Source organism: Haloferax sp. AB510, from assembly GCF_024136985.1.
Classification (GTDB): Archaea; Halobacteriota; Halobacteria; order Halobacteriales; family Haloferacaceae; genus Haloferax.
Genome location: NZ_JAMYJY010000083.1, coordinates 1 through 16,773 on the forward strand (window position 1 = coordinate 1; position 16,773 = coordinate 16,773).

Consider the following 16,773-nt stretch of genomic DNA (forward strand, 5'->3'; position numbering starts at 1 on the left):
CGGGGGGAGTGCCCCCGTGCGCTTCTTCGCATTAATCCGAATGCCGGGGATACATAAAAGGCCGTCGAACCGATGGCGCTTCGTCATGCGGTTTCATGGCGGGATTACTCATAAAATAATGATAGACTCGTGGGGGGAGATAGATAACTCTCGAGAACGTAGATATCGCGCGACTGGAGGCCGGTCGGTCATCCCCCGCGTCGTACGTTCGGTCTGACCGGGTGTCGGTCGCGCAAGCAGACGCTGGCGGCGCTGTTTGAAAGGCGTATCGACTGCACTACGACTCGGGTGCTACACGTGCGTGCGCACGATAAGAATGTGAACGTCGGTCGCGCTACTCGTCGAGGTGCTCGATTCCTTTCTTGGAAACGTTTCCTTTGGTGATCTTCCCTTCCATCCAGCCGGGCTTGTCCTCGGGGGCGCTGCTGTTCCACGCCCACGCGTCGAAGATGTGGACCTTGTCAGTCCCCTTCTCCCGGAGTCGAATCTCGACCGCGTCCGACTTCGCGTCGTCTTCGGACCCGGCGGGGTCGAGTCGTCGGGCCGCCTTGAGCGCCGCTTGTCTCGGCATGCTGCCCGAAAACACACTCGTCTCTGTACCGTCCTCCTCTCGGAGCACGAAGTTCCGCTTACCGTCCTCGCGTACCATGATTTTCCACCTCTATGCCAATGAACCACATGGCGCATGATAAATATATCGACGAATTTCGACCGACGACGCCGTGTTACTTATATACTCGACCGGTTCGACGCGCCGACTCACCTCTCGACGATGCGACGGACTTAGCTGCGAGACGGTCGGGTTCCGGCGAAAATCACCACTCTCCGGGAGGACGGAGACAACACTTATGTATCCCCTGCGGCGAACCAACGGATAGACCCCCAGATGGTCCGGAAAAAGAAGCTCAGTCCGAGTGGCGCCAAAGACGAGAACGGCGAGTACCACAACGTCCATGTCAACCTCCACGAAGACGAACTCGCGGTCGCCGGAATGGAGATCGGCGACGAGGTGTTCGTCCGCGTTCGGGACGGTAAAATCATCATCCAAAAAGCGGACCCAGACCAGGTCGAACACGACTTCTGAGCGCGTGATACGTATCGTCTCGAACCGACCCGTCACCAGCGGAAGGCACGACAGACAGCAATGAACCCCTATCACCTCGCCAAACCACTCCTCTTTTCGTTTCCACCGGAGACTGCCCACCGGACCATCCACGGACTGCTCGCGACCGCTCGCGGCACTCCGGTCGAACCGCTCTTAGAGCGGCGCTACCGCGTAAACGACTCCCGACTCGCGACGAACGCGTTCGGCCTCGACTTCCCGAACCCGGTCGGCGTCGCGGCCGGATTCGACAAGAACGCCGAGATACCCACCGTTCTTTCGGCGCTCGGCTTCGGCCACGTGGAAGTCGGCGGCGTCACCGCGGAACCCCAGCCCGGAAACCCGCGCCCCCGGATGTTCCGCCTTCCCGAAGACGAGGCGCTCATCAACCGCATGGGCCTCAACAACGAGGGCGCGGACGCGGTCGGAGAACGCCTCGCCGCCGGACCTCACCCGGACATCCCAGTCGGCGTCAACCTCGCGCTCTCGGAGGTGACGCCCACCGAGGAGGCCCCCGACGACTACCGCTACACCTACGAACGCGTCGCCGACGGCGCGGACTACTTCGTCGTCAACGTCTCGTGTCCCAACAGCGAGGGCTTCCGCGACCTGCAGAACCGCGACTCGCTCGAGGCGATTCTCGGGACGCTCGTCGACGCCGGTGCCGACCCGCTTCTCGTGAAACTCTCGCCAGACCTCCCGGACCCCGCCGTGGAGGACGCGCTCGAAGTCGTCGACGAACTCGGTCTCGACGGCATCATCGCCAGCAACACGACCACCTCGCGGCCCGACACCCTGCGGAACCCGAACCGGGCCGAACGCGGCGGCCTCTCCGGGAAGCCCATCGAGGCCGAGGCCACGAACATGATTCGCTTCATCGCCGAGCGGACCGACGTGCCCATCGTCGGCGTCGGCGGCGTCTCAGACGCCGAAAGCGCCTACAGAAAGATTCGCGCCGGGGCCGAGATGGTCCAACTCTACACGGGCATGATTTACGAGGGCCCGTCTATCGCCCGCGACATCAACCGCGGCCTCCTCGACCTGCTCGACCGCGACGGCTTCGACGACGTGGCCGACGCCGTCGGGTCGGGACTGTAGCGTCGCCCGCGACGACCGCCTACTGCGATAACCGACCGCCCGCATATCGGTGTCGAACCGAAGACTGATTTTCCGTCTATTCGATTGACAACTCGTGCGACCTCCCGCTCCTCGCGACTCCGGCGTGCTCGCGGTCCTCGCCTCGAACGCCGTCGCACCCGTCGGCGTCCTGTTCCTCGACTGGTCTCCGACCGTGCTCTTCGGCGTGTTCGTCGCCGAAATCGCCGCCGTGCTGTGCTGGACGCTCGTGAAGATACCCTTCGCGGCGAAGCGCCCCAACAACGCCATCGGCGACGGCGACCGACTGTTCGGCCCGTTACAGGCCAAGCGGGGGTCGGTCTCGCTCCCCGGACCGTTTCCGCCGTGCTACCCGCGGAACGTCCCGACGTTCCTCATCGCGGCGTTCCTGCTCGTCCCGCTCGAACTCGGCGTCGCGTTCCTCACGTTCAGCCTGACCGACCCGGTCGTCACCGAGGAAGTCGCCGGGCAAATCCTTCTGGGCGGCGTGGGCGTGTTCGTCGGACGGGGGGTCGAAACAGTCACCGGCTACTTCGCGGCGGGCGGCTACCGCGACCACTCCCCTCGGTCGGTGCTCCTCCCCCCGTTCAAACTCCTGTTCGCCGTCGGACTGCTGATGTTCGTCGTCGGGCCGTTCGCGGTCGAGTTCGATAACGTCGCGTTCCTCGCGGCGCTCGTCGGCCTGAAACTCCTCTACGACCTCCGCGCGCTCCAACTCGAACGGAGCGAAAAGCGAGGCGTCTTCTACCGCCTCTACGGGAGCGAGGAGACGGAGATAGAACCGGTTCCGGTCGAGGAACCGAAAAGAGCGCCGACCTATCGAACCACGCCAACCAGGACGGTCGCCCTCGCCGATGCGGCCTACCGGAGCCTCCGGTACACGGTCACCAGCGGCGTGCTGTGGTGCTACGGCGTCGCCGCCGCGCTCGTCTTCTTCGGCGCGTGGACGGTCGCGCTCGCGCCGCTCGCCCTCGCCGCCGCGTTCGGTGCCGTCCGGGGAACCTCCCGCTACCTCGCCACCGGGCCCGTCGAGTTCCGGTGCTACAGCGACGTACTCGTCGCTCACGACACGCTGTTGGGCGAACCCCAATCCCGCCTCGAACGCGACGCAGTCACCGGCGTCAGCGTGTCCACCGACGCTGTTGACCGCCTGTTCGGCACGGAGACGATACGGTTCGAGACGGACGCGGACACGGGCCCGGACGTGCAACTCACTGTCCCCGACCCCGAGGAGGTCAACGCCGACGACGCGAACGCGAACCATCCGATGACGGTTCCTCACGTCGAAGACGCTGCGACGGTGCGAGCCGCCTTCGACGGCAGCGGCGAGGCTGAGGCTGAAGCCGAGTCGGAGACCGAGACGGAAACTGAGACCGAGGCCGATACCGAGACGACGGTGCCGAGCGGCGACGACTGACGAGCCATCGGCTGGGCGACCGACTACCGGGAAAAGAACGCGAACGAAAACGAACGAGTCGCCGCCTCAGTCGGCGTGCTGGACGATGACGATGGCGTCGCCGGCTTCGAGCATGTCACCTTCGCCGACGTACTCGCGGGACTCCTCGATGGTGAACATCTCGGGGTCGAGTTCGACGCCCGCGACGTGCATCACGCCGTCTTCGACCTCGTAGTCGTCGCTTTCGAGCGCGGCCTCGATGTCCGGAACCTGCGCGCCGTACTCGGGGCCGACGAGCGAGTAGTCGAGGTCGACGCCGGTCACGACCGACTCGATTTCGGGCTCCTCGTCGAGCAGTTCGAGTTCCTCGATGTGCATGACGCCGCTCACGTCCTCCTCGAAGCCGTGGATGTCGCCGTACACCTGCACGAGGTCGACCGGGGCGTTCATCGAGAGCTGGTTGTCGCTTTTGTACTTGCGGAGCGCGCCGACGACGGCCATCGCCGTCTCGCCGGCCGCCACGTCGGCGTCGAGGCCGAGCGGTTCGGGCCACGACTGATCGTGGACGCTCGTCTCGTCGTACATGTCTCGCCATAGCTCCTCCGTGACGTGCGCGAGGATGGGCGCGAAGCAGGTCAGGAACCGCTTGTGGGCGGTCTGGAGCGTGTACGCCGCCGAGGGGTCGTCGCCCTCGCGGACGCGCTGTTTGGCGATTTCGAGGTAGTCGTCACAGAACGTGTGCCAGAAGAAACTGCGGAGGCGGTCGCGCGCCTTCGAGAACTCGCGGTTCTCCAGTTTCTCCGTGACGAACTCGAGTTCGCGGTCGAGCGACGCAAGCAGCCAGCGGTCGATGGCCTTCAGGTCGTCGTGGTCGAACTCGGCGGGTGCGTCCTCGGTGAGGCTCTCGACGAGCTTGGAGGCGTTCCAGAGCTTCCGCATGAGCTTCTCGCCCGCGACGAGGCCCTTCTCCTGGTACGGCAGGTCGTCGCCGACGGCGCTCCCGGCGGCCCAGTAGCGGGCGGCGTCGACCGGGAACTTCTCTAAGACCTCGTCGGGCGAGACGACGTTGCCGACGGACTTCGACATCTTCTCGCGGTTCTCGTCGAGGACCATCCCGTTTATCATGACGCTGTCGAACGGGACCTCGCCGGTGTGCTCGTAGCACTTGACGACCGTGTGGAACAGCCAAAAGGAGATGATGTCATGGCCCTGCGGGCGCATGTCGAACGGGTAGAGTTCGGGCTGGTCGAGTTCCATCTCCTCCGTCTCGGGGTTCCAGTCCCAGCCGCCGTTGATGAGGGGCGTGAGCGACGAGGTGGCCCACGTGTCGAACACGTCGTCCTCGGCGGCGAACTCGTCGTGGCCGCACTCCGGACAGGCGTCGACCGGCGGGTCGTCGGAAAGCGGGTCGACCGGCAGGTCCTCGCGGTCGGCGACGACGACGTGTTCGCAGTCCTCGCAGTACCAGACGGGGAACGGAATCCCCGAGGAGCGCTGTCGAGAGATGGCCCAGTCCCACTGGAGCCCCTCGATCCAGTTCTTGTACCGCGTGAACATCTTCTCGGGGTACCAGTCCATCTGCTCGCCCGCTTCGAGGTACTCCTCGCGCTTGTCGAGCAGTTTGATGTACCACTGGTCTTTGACGAGGAACTCGACGCTCGTGCCACACCGCTCGTGGACGTTGACCGTGTGCGTGATGGCGCGCGTGTCGAGGAGCGCCCCGGCGTCGTCGAGGTCGGCGACAATGGCTTCCCGCGCCTCGCCCGAGGAGAGACCGGCGTACTCGTCTGCCACCTCGGTCATCGTGCCGGACTCGTCGATGGCGACGCGGAGCGGCAGGTCGTGGGCCTGATACCACTCGATGTCGGTCTGGTCGCCGAAAGTACAGCACATGACGAGGCCCGTGCCCGTCTCCAGGTCGACGCGCTCGTCTTCGAGGATGGGGACCCGCTGTCCGAACAGCGGAACCTCTGCCTCTTGCCCGACGAGGTGGGCGTTGTCGTCGTCGTCCGGGTGGACGAAGACGGCGACGCAGGCGGGGAGCAGTTCGGGGCGCGTCGTGGAGATGACGAACGACTCCTCGGAATCGGCCACGCCGAACTCGATGTCGTGGAAGTGCGAGCCCTGCTCGTCGTCTTCGGTCTCGACCTGCGAGATTGCGGTCTCGCACTCGGGACACCAGATGGCGGGCGCGCGCTGGCGGTACTGCCGGCCCTTGTCGTAGAGGTCGACGAAAGAGAGTTGGGAGACGCGCTGGACCTCGGGCGAAATCGTCTGGTACGTCTGGTCCCAGTCGATGGAGATGCCGAGGTTCTGCATCTTCTCCGTGAACTCGCCTTCGTACTCCGCCGTGACCTCGCGGCAGAGCTTCTGGAACTCGCGTCGCTCGTAGTCCTGGTGTTTGATGCCGAGTTCGTCCTCGGTCAGGAGCTCCGACGCGATGCCGTTGTCGTCGTAACCGAACGGGAAGTACACCTCGTCGCCGCGCATCCGGTTGAACCGGGCGACGAAATCCTGAAGGGTGAAGCCGTAGACGTGGCCCCAGTGGAGGCTCCCGGACACCGTCGGCGGCGGTGAGTCGATGGAGAAGACGGTGTCGGGGTCTACCGCACGCTCCGGGTACGCGTACAGGTCTTCGTCGACCCACCTCTCTTGCCACTTCGCCTCGACGGTTTCCGGATCGTATTCTCCGCTCGGCATTGCGTTGGCGTACCTACAGCCGGGCGGACTGTTAAACGCCTCGGTTAAGTGCCCGAGGGAACGGAATTCGGGCGCGAGAGCGGTGACTGCCTACAGGACCGACAGCGCCGACGCGAGGTCCGAACGAAGGTCGTCGACGTGCTCGACGCCCACGGACATCCGGAGGAGCGAATCGGAGATGCCGAGCGCGTCGCGCTCGGTCTGCGAGAGCGGCGAGTGGGTCATCGTCGCCGGATGCTCGATGAGGCTCTCGACGCCGCCGAGACTCACCGCCAGCGGGAACTCCCGGAGTTCGCCGAGGAACTCGGCGGTCCCGTCGAGGTCGGTGTCGAGTTCGAACGACAGCACCCCGCCGAATCCGGACTGCTGGCGCGCCGCGAGGTCGTGTTGCGGGTGGGACTCTAGCCCCGGGTACAGCACCCGCGTCACGGCCTCGTGGGATTCGAGGAATTCGGCGATTTCCATCGCGTTGGCCTCGTGCTGGCGCATCCGCAGCGGGAGCGTCTTGATGCCCCGGAGCGTCAGATAGGAGTCGAACGGCGAGAGCATCGACCCCATCCCGACGCGCTGGAGAAACGTAATCTCCTCCAGTACGTCCTCGCGGTCGGTGACGACCGCACCGCCGATGGAGTCGGAGTGGCCGTTGAGGTACTTCGTGGTGCTGTGGACGACCACGTCGGCCCCGAGCGACAGCGGATTCTGGAACTGCGGGCTGAGGAAGGTGTTGTCCACTCCGAAGACCGCGTCCCCCTCGTCGGCGATGGCCGCGATGGCTTCGATGTCGCAGAGGTGCATGAGCGGGTTCGTCGGCGTCTCCATCCAGACGAGCGCCGTCTCCTCGCGCATCGCGGCCGCGACGTTCTCGGGGTCGGTGGCGTCCACGAACGACACGTCCACGTTCAGCCGGTCGGCAAACAGCCGGTTGAGCATCGTCTTCGTCCCGCCGTAGAGGTCCTCGAACGCGACGATGTGGTCGCCCGGCCGGACCACCGCGGTCATCGTCGCCGCGATGGCCGCCGTGCCGGAGACGAACGCCAGCGCGTGGTCCGCGCCTTCGAGCGCCGCGAGCCGGTGTTCCAGCGCGTTCCGCGTCGGGTTAGACAGCCGCGAGTAGAGATACTCGCCCGCGTCGGGGTCGAGCGTCTCCAGGTCCGCGTCGGGGTCGATGGTCGGCACCGCGTAGGTCGAAGAGAGGTGGACCGGAACGACGACGTCCTCGACGCCCGGGGCCAGAGCCTGCCCGCGCTCGCCGTGGGTCACCGCCAGCGTCTCGCGACGAACATCATTATCGTTCATACAGGAAGCGCGACGACTCGCGTCCTAAAGGTTTCTATCGCGTTCTGACCAAATGCATGAAAAGAATTACTGAAGGCGTTGAATTACCCATAGTTATCCTAATTCGCTTCGTGGACCTTCAAAAATCTGTCCCGGCTCCTGTGTCAACGCCGACAGGTCGAAGCTCCAACCTTTTTCCGCGACTCGCGCCGCTCGTCGCGCACAAATCTGGACCAAAAACGACCGCCGGAAGTCCTACGCCAGCGCCGACAGGTCGAATTCGAACGCCGCGACCGGCAGTTCGAGGTCGTGGTCGACGATGACCTTCGGGTGGAGTTCGCCGACGACGCCGACTTCCTCGCCGTCGATGACGACCGCGGCGGTGCGGCCGTCGATGAACGACGGATGCTCGGTCGCGGGCGTCTCCAGTTCCGCGTCGAAGTCGCGGCAGAGCGCCGCGAGGCGGGCCTTCGCGTCCTCGTAGGTCGCGTCGTGGCGGGCGAGGACGGCCGCGACGTGGCGGGCCTCGGCGACGCGGGTGTTCTCGTCGTCGTCGCGGTGGGCCACGTGGCCGATTTCCGCGAGGTCCTGCGGGTACGCCCGGTGGGTGTTGTTCTCCAGCACCATCGTCAGCGAGGGGAGCACCCACGTCCGAAGCATGGTGTAGTCCTCGCTGTACGGTTCGGTGATGGAGGCGGGTTCGCCGCCACCGAGGGAGTCGGAACCGACCTCGACGTCCATGCGCTCGTAGTTCTCTCCTTCCGAAATCATGTGGAAGTTGAGCAGGTCCTCGAAGCCGAGGCCGACGAGCGAGGTGCGGACGGCGTCTTCGAGTCGGGAGCGCTCGTGGCGCTGGCCGACCGTCCCCACGTCGGGGTAACGCGGTTCGAGTTCGTTGAAGCCGTAGGCGCGGCCCACGTCGTCCACGAGGTCGAGCGGGTGGAGCACGTCGACGCGGTACGGCGGGATAGAGACCTCGTAGACGGTCTCATCACCGAGTTCGGCGTCCGCGTCGAGGCCGGAGCGCTCGAACAGGTCGATGACCTCGTCCAGCTCCAACTCGACGCCGAGGACCGTCTCGATGCGGTCGTGAGAGACGTGTTTCGTCTCGACTTCGAAGTCGGGCTTGACGACGGTTCCCTCCTCGTACTGGACCTCGACGTCCTCGATGGTCGCCCCACGGGCGGCCAGCGCGTAGCAGATGATGTTGCACATCCGGTCGATGGTCCACTGGTCGGTGCCGGTGAGTTCGACGAGCAGGTCGCGGGAGTCCGTCGAGACCTCGGTCCGGCGGCCGTTGATGACCGGCGGGAACGAGAACAGGCCGATTTCGTCGTAGATGGCCGGGTAGCGGTCGTATTCGCTCACGAGGTCGGCGTACTTCCGCCCGGTATCGTGCTGTTCGAGCACCTCGGCGGGCGTGAGTTCGTCGTTCGAGTCGAGCGCGACGAAGGTGTCGCCGTCGGGTTCGATACCCGTGTACGTGATGGAGTTGCCGGAGGCGTTCTCCGAGAGCACGTCGCCTTTCAGCATCGTCAGGTCGTGGATGCCGATGGCTCCCTTGGCGCGCTTGCGGCCCATCGTCGCGTGGAGTTTCTCCTGCAACTGGATGAGCGAGTCGAGCGCCGCGTCGTCCAGGTCGATCCCGCGGACGACCGCGCCCGTGACGTAGGGGCGCTCGTCGGGAACGTCGTCGTCGACGACGAAGGTCCAGTCGGGGTCGTTCGTGTTCGGCACGGAGACGCCGCGGGCGTCGCCGTACTGGTAGCGAAGCGAGCGGGCGACGCCTTCGACCGACAGGCGGTCGAGGCGGTCGGGACCGAACTCGAGCTGGAACGCCCCGTCGTCGGTGACGCCCTCGAACTCCAGTCCGAGCGCGAACAGGTCGTCTTTGAACTCCTCGTCGGACTTGTCTTCGTGGCCGGTCAGGCGGCGCAGTTCGTCGGGTTGAACGTCGACTACGGGCATTACTTGAGCACCTCCGTCTCGCGGAGCAGGTCGAGGTCACACAGCGTTCCGTGCACGTCGCGGATGTCGTCGAAGCCGTACATGAGCATCAGCAGGCGCTCTAAGGCGAGACCCCACGCCATCACGTCGCACTCGACGCCGAGCGGGCGAAGCACCTCCTCGCGGAACATCCCCGAATTCCCAATCTCGATGAGTTCGCCCGTCTCGGGGTGTCGGCCGAACAGTTCGAACGACGGCTCCGTGTAGGGGTTGTAGTGCGGCTTGAACTGGATGTCCGTGATGCCGAAGTGGGAGTAGAACTCCTCGAAGGTGCCCATCAGGTCGCGCACCGAGAGGTCCTCGGCCATCACCCAGCCCTCGATCTGGTAGAACTCCAAGAGGTGCGTCGGGTCGAGCGTGTCGTTGCGGTACACCTTTTCGACCGAGAAGTACCGCTGCGGCGGCTCTAACTCGCCGACCTCGTGGCCCGAGAGGTAGCGCATCGACAGCGACGTGGTGTGGCCGCGGAGCGCGATGGCCCGCGCGAAGTCCTCGGACCACGGCGAGTGGTAGCCGTCGCCGTCCTCGCCGACGCCGTTGAGGTGGGCGTCGCGGACGTTGTCGATGAGGTCCTCGGGGATGTCCTCCATCGGCGGCACGTCGAGGGCGAAGCGGTCCCAGTGGGTGCGCGCCGGGTGGTCCTGCGGCATGAACAGACAGTCGTTAATCCAGAAGTCCGCGTCGGCGTGCGGGCCTTCCATCTCGGCGAAGCCCATGCCGGTGAGCACGTCTTTCACGCGGTCGGCGGTCTGCCGGAGGATGTGCTTTTTGCCGCCGCGGGCCTCGGGCGCGTCGGCCTCGACGTTGTACTCCGTGAACTCCACGTCTTCCCACTCGCCGGAGGTGAGCATCTCGGGGGTGAGGCGGTCGACCGTCTCGGCCGCCTCGACGCCCTCCATCAGCGCCGTGACGCCCTCGTCGGTGAGGGTGACGGCGCGGATGGTGCGCTCGTGGCGGACCACGAGGTTCCGCGATTCGAGTTGGTCGAGCACGTCGGCGTCGACAGACTCGCCCGATTCGAGGGCCGCGAGCGCCGCAGCCTCCTCGTCGGCGTCGGGGTCGGCGTCCGCGTCGGGCGCGAGTTCGCCCGAATCGATGTGTCCGTAGCCCTTGCGCGCGAAGTTCGACAGCGCGATATCGACCTGCGGGCCGCCGAGTGAGGACGCGCCGATGACCTGTCCCATCGGGACCGCGTCGCCGTCGCCCACGTCGAGCGCGGCGCGGTAGAGACGGACCTCGGGGAGGCCATCTTCGGCGTATTCCGCGCCCTCGTCGGTCAGTTCGACGGACTCCTCGGTGGTCTCGGTGACCGAGACGAGTCCCTCGTCGCGGAGGTCGAAGACCGCGCCCGTCACCGTTTCGGGCTTCTGGTCCGTCGCCTCCGCGAGCTGTGCAATCGTTCGTTCGTCGGTAGCGCTCGCGGCGTTCAACACCGCGACCTGTGATTCCGGAAGTCGCATCTGGTTCGTTGTGGCGTTAGCCGTCTGGTGGTCGGTTAGCAGTTTCGAAGCCTCGCCGCGCTGGCGGGGCCGACCGGCGGGGTCGGTTTCGTCCGGCGGGCGCGGTGACGCCCGGTCGGAGTCCGCCGACCTCAGGCGGTCAGAAAGAAAAATCCGAACCCGTCGGTGGTCGGTTCGCTCGCTCGCGTCCCGCGTTTGGGTTCGGATACCATATGCGACCGATTGTGAGTGCCGAGTAAAAACGTTGCGCGTCCCTCCCGAGTCAGTCCGAACGCAGATACGTTCTTGGTACCGGCCGACGGAGAGACGGCGAAGAGAATGCGAGACCTGGACACGACCCTCTCGGCGATTCGCCTCGGCCACGAGGCGTCGCTCATCGTCAAACCCCCGAACCGACCGGACGACAGAGACGACGTCGAGGCCGTCCTCGTCCGGGCCGCGCCGCCCTACGAGTTCGACGACGGCGAACTGACCTACCGCGTCGTCGAAGACGAGGGCGACACCGGCTTTCGTGTCCTCGCGTCGCGCGACGTGGCCGATCCCGTCCGCGAACTCGGCGAACTCCGCGCCGTGGTCGATATGAGCGCGTAACGCGGCGTTCGAGTTCTCCTACGCGACGTTCCGCTCGCGGAGCGTCTCGCCCGACTCGAAGCGGTCGAGCGACAGCGCCGACACGTCCACCTCGCAGGCGTCCTCGCCGAGACACAGGTCGGCGACGGCCTCGCCGGTCGCGGGCGCGTGCTGGAAACCGTGGCCCGAAAAGCCCGCGGCGACGACGAGACCCGGTTCGACCGCGTCCAGAATCGCGTGGTGGTCGGGCGTCACGGCGTACAGCCCGGCCCAGCCGTTTCGAATCCGCGTCTCCGGACCGAAGTAGGCCGCGGCGTCGTCGGCCCGCTCCGTCGCCTCGACCGCCCACTCCACGTCCATCGACTCGTCGAATCGGTCGGGGTCCACGTCTGGGTCCGACCCCGAGAAGTGCCCGCCGACGATGGCGGTTCCCTCCCGCTCCGGGCGGAAGTACGCCCCCGTGTCGAGGTCGATGGTGAGCGGGGCGTTCGCCGGAAGGTCGCCCTCGGGTTCCACGACGGCTATCTGCCGGCGGCGCGGCGCGAGTGGGAGGTCGATACCGGCGAGTGAAGCGACTTGGTCGGACCACGCGCCCGCCGCGACGACCACGGCGTCGGCGTCGATGGAGCCATCCGGGGTTTCGGCCCGCCAACCATCGGTTTTTCGAGTGGACATCGCATCGGCCGAACCACTGTCGCCGACGCGCGTGAGGTCGGTCACGGGCGTCTTCGTCCGAACGTCGACGCCGGCCGCTCGGACCGCGTCCGAGTAGCCCTGCACCGCGGAGTGCGGGTCGGCGACGCCGTCGGCCGCAGAGAAGGTCGCCGCGACGAACGACTCGGTTCGAAGTTTCGGGAGGTGCTCGGCCGCCTCCTCGGGCGAGAGGACGCGACTCGGCGCGCCCGCGTCGGTCTGCATGGCGACGTTCTCGCGGAACGCCGCGGCGGTCTCCTCGGTCCGGGCGAGAAAGAGATAGCCAGAGCGCCGGTAGTCGATATCGACGCCGAAGTCGTCCGCGAAGGACTCCCAGACGGGGACGCTCGCGAGCGAGAGTTCGACGTTCACGCGTGTCGAGAACTGCGTTCTGATGCCGCCCGCCGCGCGGCCCGTGCTGCCGCCGCCGAGCGTCCCGGCCTCGCAGACGGTGACCTCGGCCCCGCGGCCGGCCAGCGCGTGGGCGCAAGCGAGCCCGACGACCCCGCCGCCGATGATGAGGACGTGCATGGTCGTGTCTGATTCGCCACCGACATGAGTTTGTCTGTCACACACTATCGAGGCACAATGTTTTCACGCCACCGCGCTGAGTACTCCGGGTATGGTCCGTATTCTCTCCGCCGACGCCGTCGGCGAGTTACTCTCGCTCTCCGAGTTGTTCCCGGTCGTCGAGGAGGCGTTCGTCAAGCAGGGTCGCGGCGAGGTCGAACGCCCCCCGAGACCGCACTTCCCGGTCGGCATCGACATCGACAGAGTCCGGGACGGGACCGGCGGCGAGGAGACCGCGGGCGCGGGTTCGGAGGCGACGGCGCGGGACGACCCGCTCGGCACCGGCCTCACCATGCCGGCGTACATCCACGGCCGCGAGGTGTACGCGACGAAGCTCGCGGCCGTCCATCCCGAGAACGCCTCTCACGGGCTTCCGACGGTGAACGCGCAGGTCGTCCTCACCGACGCGACGACCGGCCTCCCGCTCGCGCTCCTCAACGGGACGACGATTACCAGCGCCCGGACGGGCTGTATCGGCGGGCTCGCCGCGGAGTACCTTGCGGCCGACCCGGTCCGACTCGGCGTCCTCGGCGCGGGCACGCAGGCCCGCTGGCAGAGCCGCGCCGTCGCCGTTGGCTCCGCGGTCGAGTCGGTGAACGTCTACTCACCCAGCGACTCCCGCGAGGCGTGCGCCGCCGACCTCCGCGAGGACGGCCTCCCCGCCGAAGCGGTCGACTCACCTGAAGCGGCCGTCTCCGGTGCGAACGTCGTCGTCACCGCGACGACCAGCGAAACGCCCGTCTTCGACGGCTCGTGGCTCGACCCCGGAACGCTCGTCGTCGCCGTCGGAGCCTACACGCCCGAGATGCGAGAACTCGACGCCGAGACGTTCGAGCGGGCCGCGCGGGTGTTCGCCGACGTGCCCGAGGAGGTCGCCGACATCGGCGACGCGCGCGGGGCCGGCCTCGACGAGTCCGACCTGATTCCCCTCTCGGCCGTCTTCGAGGGCGACGCCGGGCGCGAGGGCGCCGACGAGATTCTGGTCGTCGAGAGCGTTGGTTCTGCGGTGCTCGACGCAGCGGCCGCCGAGTATCTCTACGAGAAGTCGAGCGCGCGCGGCGTGGGAGAAGAAGTCGGGTTGTGAGCGGTCGTGCGGTTTCGGTCGGGGTCGGGCCGCCGCGTTAGTGCTCGGCCGCCACGAACTGCCGCCTCACTAATGTTCGGCGGCAACGCCGCGTCGCTCAGTCTCGAGGTCGATGTCCAGCGAGTCGAGGACTTCCTCGGCCTCCTCGCGCTTTTCGTGGTGGTCTTCGAGGAACTCACGCATCATCGTCGCCGCCTGCTCCTTGCAGCCGCCGCAGAGGCGCTCGCCGCCGACGCACTCGTCGTAGACCTCCTTTGCGAGTTCGTCGTCGTCGCCCGTCAGCAGGTAGGCGTACAGCTCGTACACCGGGCACTTGTCGGCCTCGCCGCCGAGTTCGCGCTGTTCTTCGGCCGTGTCGCGGCCGCCGGTTGTCGCCGACTTCACCTTGTCGTAGCCCTCCTCGGGTTCGTCGAGAAGCGAGATGTGGCTCGCCGGAATCGACGACGACATCTTGCCGCCGGTGAGGCCGGTCATGAAGCGGTGGTAGATAGACGACGGCGGAATGAAGCCGTAGCCGCCGTGGTGGGCCTCGACCTCGCGGGCGAGGTCTTCGGCCTCGTCGACGCCCATGTCGAACGCGTCGATGTGCTGGTCGTACCGCCGCTTTTCGCCCTCGATGTCCTCGATGAGCGCCTCGAACGCCTCGTCGGTGGCCTGCCGGGCGAAGAATCGAATCCGCGGGCGGAGCGGTTCCATCCCGGCGTTTTCGAGCTTCTCGACCGCTGACTCGCGGACCGACTCGGAAACGAGCACGCCGGCCGCGTCGAGGTCGGCGTCGGCGAGCCACTCGGCCGCCTCGCCGCACCGCGGCATATCGGCGTCCTCGGCGTACTCCTCGCGGGCGTCGTGGGCGGCCGCGACGAGCGGGCGCTCGGCGTCGTCGAGTTCGAAGCTCGCGAACGCCTCCGTCACCTTGAAGAATCGCATCCGGGTGGCGAGGTCGCGGGCGAACCGGACGTGGGGGTCCTGGTCGGGCCCGACCGGGATGACCGTCGGCTTGGGGTCGTCCAACTGCGGGTAGAGGATGTCGGCCATCTGCGTGACGACCGACTGCATGTGCGAGACGTTGGTCTCGCCGTCGAAGCCGTAGATGGACTGGAACTCCGAGAAGTTGGCCTTCCCGCCGAGTTCGAACGCGAGTCGCTGGAGGCGGTCGTTATCCGACTGTCGGTAGAGTTCGCCCTCCTCGGGGTCGAATCCGAGCGCGATGAGCGACAGCAGGTAGTCGCGGCTGTGCTCGTTGATTTCGTCCCACGGGATGCCGCGGGCGGAGTGCGCTTCCATGTCCGCGATGAGGCCGTAGGCGTCGCCGCCCTGCTCTTGATGCCAGATTATCTCGTCGAAGACGAGCTTGTGGCCGATGTGGGGGTCGCCCGTCGGCATGAACCCCGAGAGGACGGCGAAGTCGTCGCCGTCGCGCATGGCGTCGAGGACCGGGCGGTAGTCGCGGTGGCCGAAGATGACCCCGCGGCGCATCAGGTAGTGCGGGTTCGGTACCTCGTCGAGCACCTCGTCGAACTCCTCGATGCCGAACTCCTCGAACAGCTTCCGGTAGTCGGAGACGGTCGACGAGCCCCACGGGTCGAGGGCGACGTCATCTGCTCCCTCTGCTGTGCCTCCATCGGTGCGGATGCGCTCCGCGGGTTCGTCGTCTGTCATGGCGTGAGCCGACTGACCGAAAGCCAGTCTATCTCTCCGTTGTCGTCGGTCAGCGCAAAAACCATTCGCTTGCGGACACCGCCCGCGAGGCGAACGTCGAGCGAGAGGTCCCGCGGGACGAACGTGTGGTCGGGCGCGACCACGCGCACGAGGAACTCGGAGTGCGAGAGGTCAGACACCGATTCGAACTCCGTGTAGACGCGGAAGTCGGAGCCGAACTTGAAGCCGCTCTTGGGGACCGTCTTGGCTCCCCTGAGCGCGGCGTAGACCGCGAGCCTGCGGTCGAACCGGTCACCCTCCACGTCGCGACCGCGGGAGACCACGTCGGTCTCGTCGATGGCGAGCGCGTCGGCGCGGGCGAGGTAGGCGGCTTCGAGAAGCGACAGTTGGAGCGGGCCGCTGTCGGCGTTTCTGCCGTACAGGCGCTGGCCGAAGAAGCCGTTCTGGTAGAGGCGGTCGACGCCGTCCCAGACGAGCGCGCGGTCCGAGAGGAGTTCCGCGTCGAGGTCGGCGGGGAGGTCCTCCGCGGCCGTCCCCTTGGGGTCGTACCCCTCGGTGTCGAAGTAGGTCAGGTCGCCGTCCTCGTCGACGATGGCGAGGACGACATCCCCGAGCGACGAGACGGGGATGCTCTCGCGCTCGCCGACGACGCGGACTCGGTGTTCGACCTCGCCGTCCCACGGGCCCTTCCCGCGGGGGTAGACGAGGAAGTCCGCGCTCGCGGCGTCGCTCACGCCGGGCCAGCCCTCGCGGGCGGGCGAGAGATAGAACCCGCGGTCGCGGAGGTCTTTGTAGACGACGAAATCGAGGGTGGTCCCGGTGCGCGCGAGGAGTTCGCGCAGGCCCATCCCGTCCACGCCGTCGATATCGTCCCGCGAGAGCATGTGGGCGGCCTCGACGGGCGCGACCTCCAAGTCGTCGCCGCCGGTGGGTCTCCCGTAGCCGCGCGAGTCGTGGAACCGCTGTCGAGCGTCGCCCGGGAGGTGGACGACGCCGTCTTCGAGGCGTCCTTGCATACCCGAATCGGGGCGCGGCGACGACAAAGGGCCTGCGATGCCGACGGCGCGGCGCGCGGGACGAACGGGACCGCCGCCACGTTTGCTCGTCGCGGGCAGTGGGCGACGGCCCCCCTCCCCGCGCG

General features: G+C 66.9%; 13 protein-coding genes. 5 read left to right on the forward strand and 8 right to left on the reverse strand.

Annotated features, from left to right (window positions below):
- Nucleotides 1-334: 334 nt before the first annotated feature.
- On the reverse strand, nucleotides 335-649 hold the full coding sequence (locus NKF06_RS14870; protein WP_004044781.1) for a non-histone chromosomal MC1 family protein: 315 nt from the start codon (nucleotides 647-649) through the stop codon (nucleotides 335-337).
- 237 nt (nucleotides 650-886) lie between these two features.
- On the opposite strand from NKF06_RS14870, the gene NKF06_RS14875 reads away from it, so the two are divergent.
- From NKF06_RS14875 to NKF06_RS14885, 3 genes are all read left to right on the forward strand, one after another.
- Nucleotides 887-1,084 carry a hypothetical protein gene (locus tag NKF06_RS14875; protein ID WP_004044784.1) on the forward strand — a complete coding sequence of 66 codons (198 nt, stop codon included), beginning with the start codon at nucleotides 887-889 and terminating at the stop codon, nucleotides 1,082-1,084.
- A gap of 60 nt (nucleotides 1,085-1,144) precedes the next feature.
- Complete coding sequence (locus NKF06_RS14880) at nucleotides 1,145-2,200, forward strand: quinone-dependent dihydroorotate dehydrogenase (protein ID WP_253245841.1); 1,056 nt, start codon at nucleotides 1,145-1,147, stop codon at nucleotides 2,198-2,200.
- A gap of 94 nt (nucleotides 2,201-2,294) precedes the next feature.
- Nucleotides 2,295-3,635 (forward strand): DUF6498-containing protein, encoded by a 1,341-nt coding sequence (locus NKF06_RS14885; protein ID WP_309142139.1) that lies wholly within the window; start codon nucleotides 2,295-2,297, stop codon nucleotides 3,633-3,635.
- Nucleotides 3,636-3,701: 66 nt separating this feature from the next.
- On the opposite strand, the gene NKF06_RS14890 is transcribed toward NKF06_RS14885, so the two are convergent.
- The 4 genes from NKF06_RS14890 to NKF06_RS14905 form a co-directional block, all read right to left on the reverse strand.
- Nucleotides 3,702-6,314: a valine--tRNA ligase gene (locus NKF06_RS14890; protein ID WP_253245842.1), complete on the reverse strand. Its 2,613-nt coding sequence runs from the start codon at nucleotides 6,312-6,314 to the stop codon at nucleotides 3,702-3,704.
- A 90-nt stretch (nucleotides 6,315-6,404) separates the two neighbouring features.
- On the reverse strand, nucleotides 6,405-7,610 hold the full coding sequence (locus NKF06_RS14895) for a PLP-dependent aspartate aminotransferase family protein (protein ID WP_253245843.1): 1,206 nt from the start codon (nucleotides 7,608-7,610) through the stop codon (nucleotides 6,405-6,407).
- A gap of 234 nt (nucleotides 7,611-7,844) precedes the next feature.
- Nucleotides 7,845-9,557 (reverse strand): phenylalanine--tRNA ligase subunit beta, encoded by a 1,713-nt coding sequence (gene pheT, locus NKF06_RS14900; protein WP_253245844.1) that lies wholly within the window; start codon nucleotides 9,555-9,557, stop codon nucleotides 7,845-7,847.
- Nucleotides 9,557-11,056, reverse strand: coding sequence for a phenylalanine--tRNA ligase subunit alpha (locus NKF06_RS14905; protein ID WP_058827392.1), 1,500 nt, complete (start codon nucleotides 11,054-11,056; stop codon nucleotides 9,557-9,559). Before NKF06_RS14905 ends, pheT begins: the two co-directional genes overlap by 1 nt.
- A 318-nt stretch (nucleotides 11,057-11,374) precedes the next feature.
- Between NKF06_RS14905 and NKF06_RS14910 the strand changes: the two genes are divergently transcribed.
- Nucleotides 11,375-11,647 (forward strand): hypothetical protein, encoded by a 273-nt coding sequence (locus NKF06_RS14910; protein WP_058827393.1) that lies wholly within the window; start codon nucleotides 11,375-11,377, stop codon nucleotides 11,645-11,647.
- Between the two features lie 18 nt (nucleotides 11,648-11,665).
- Here NKF06_RS14910 and NKF06_RS14915 read toward each other — a convergent pair whose 3' ends face one another.
- Entirely contained in the window at nucleotides 11,666-12,850 is a 1,185-nt protein-coding gene (locus NKF06_RS14915; RefSeq protein WP_253245845.1) for an FAD-dependent oxidoreductase, read from the reverse strand.
- A 91-nt stretch (nucleotides 12,851-12,941) separates the two neighbouring features.
- Here NKF06_RS14915 and NKF06_RS14920 point away from each other — a divergent pair, with 91 nt between their 5' ends.
- On the forward strand, nucleotides 12,942-13,973 hold the full coding sequence (locus NKF06_RS14920) for an ornithine cyclodeaminase family protein (protein ID WP_253245846.1): 1,032 nt from the start codon (nucleotides 12,942-12,944) through the stop codon (nucleotides 13,971-13,973).
- Nucleotides 13,974-14,042: 69 nt separating this feature from the next.
- On the opposite strand, the gene NKF06_RS14925 is transcribed toward NKF06_RS14920, so the two are convergent.
- Together NKF06_RS14925 and endA are read right to left on the reverse strand one after the other, a co-directional pair.
- On the reverse strand, nucleotides 14,043-15,632 hold the full coding sequence (locus tag NKF06_RS14925; RefSeq protein WP_253245847.1) for a tryptophan--tRNA ligase: 1,590 nt from the start codon (nucleotides 15,630-15,632) through the stop codon (nucleotides 14,043-14,045).
- Nucleotides 15,629-16,648, reverse strand: coding sequence for a tRNA-intron lyase (endA, locus tag NKF06_RS14930; protein ID WP_253245848.1), 1,020 nt, complete (start codon nucleotides 16,646-16,648; stop codon nucleotides 15,629-15,631). Before endA ends, NKF06_RS14925 begins: the two co-directional genes overlap by 4 nt.
- Between the last annotated feature and the right edge of the window lie 125 nt (nucleotides 16,649-16,773).

What these genes read in the sequence shown, in the direction of transcription:
- NKF06_RS14890 (WP_253245842.1), bottom strand. Translation starts at nt 6,314, where the DNA reads ATGCCGAGCGGAGAATACGATCCGGAAACCGTCGAGGCGAAGTGGCAA.
- NKF06_RS14920 (WP_253245846.1), top strand. Translation starts at nt 12,942, where the DNA reads ATGGTCCGTATTCTCTCCGCCGACGCCGTCGGCGAGTTACTCTCGCTC.
- NKF06_RS14870 (WP_004044781.1), bottom strand. Translation starts at nt 649, where the DNA reads ATGGTACGCGAGGACGGTAAGCGGAACTTCGTGCTCCGAGAGGAGGAC.
- endA (WP_253245848.1), bottom strand. Translation starts at nt 16,648, where the DNA reads ATGCAAGGACGCCTCGAAGACGGCGTCGTCCACCTCCCGGGCGACGCT.
- NKF06_RS14925 (WP_253245847.1), bottom strand. Translation starts at nt 15,632, where the DNA reads ATGACAGACGACGAACCCGCGGAGCGCATCCGCACCGATGGAGGCACA.
- pheT (WP_253245844.1), bottom strand. Translation starts at nt 9,557, where the DNA reads ATGCCCGTAGTCGACGTTCAACCCGACGAACTGCGCCGCCTGACCGGC.
- NKF06_RS14880 (WP_253245841.1), top strand. Translation starts at nt 1,145, where the DNA reads ATGAACCCCTATCACCTCGCCAAACCACTCCTCTTTTCGTTTCCACCG.
- NKF06_RS14895 (WP_253245843.1), bottom strand. Translation starts at nt 7,610, where the DNA reads ATGAACGATAATGATGTTCGTCGCGAGACGCTGGCGGTGACCCACGGC.
- NKF06_RS14915 (WP_253245845.1), bottom strand. Translation starts at nt 12,850, where the DNA reads ATGCACGTCCTCATCATCGGCGGCGGGGTCGTCGGGCTCGCTTGCGCC.
- NKF06_RS14875 (WP_004044784.1), top strand. Translation starts at nt 887, where the DNA reads ATGGTCCGGAAAAAGAAGCTCAGTCCGAGTGGCGCCAAAGACGAGAAC.
- NKF06_RS14910 (WP_058827393.1), top strand. Translation starts at nt 11,375, where the DNA reads ATGCGAGACCTGGACACGACCCTCTCGGCGATTCGCCTCGGCCACGAG.
- NKF06_RS14905 (WP_058827392.1), bottom strand. Translation starts at nt 11,056, where the DNA reads ATGCGACTTCCGGAATCACAGGTCGCGGTGTTGAACGCCGCGAGCGCT.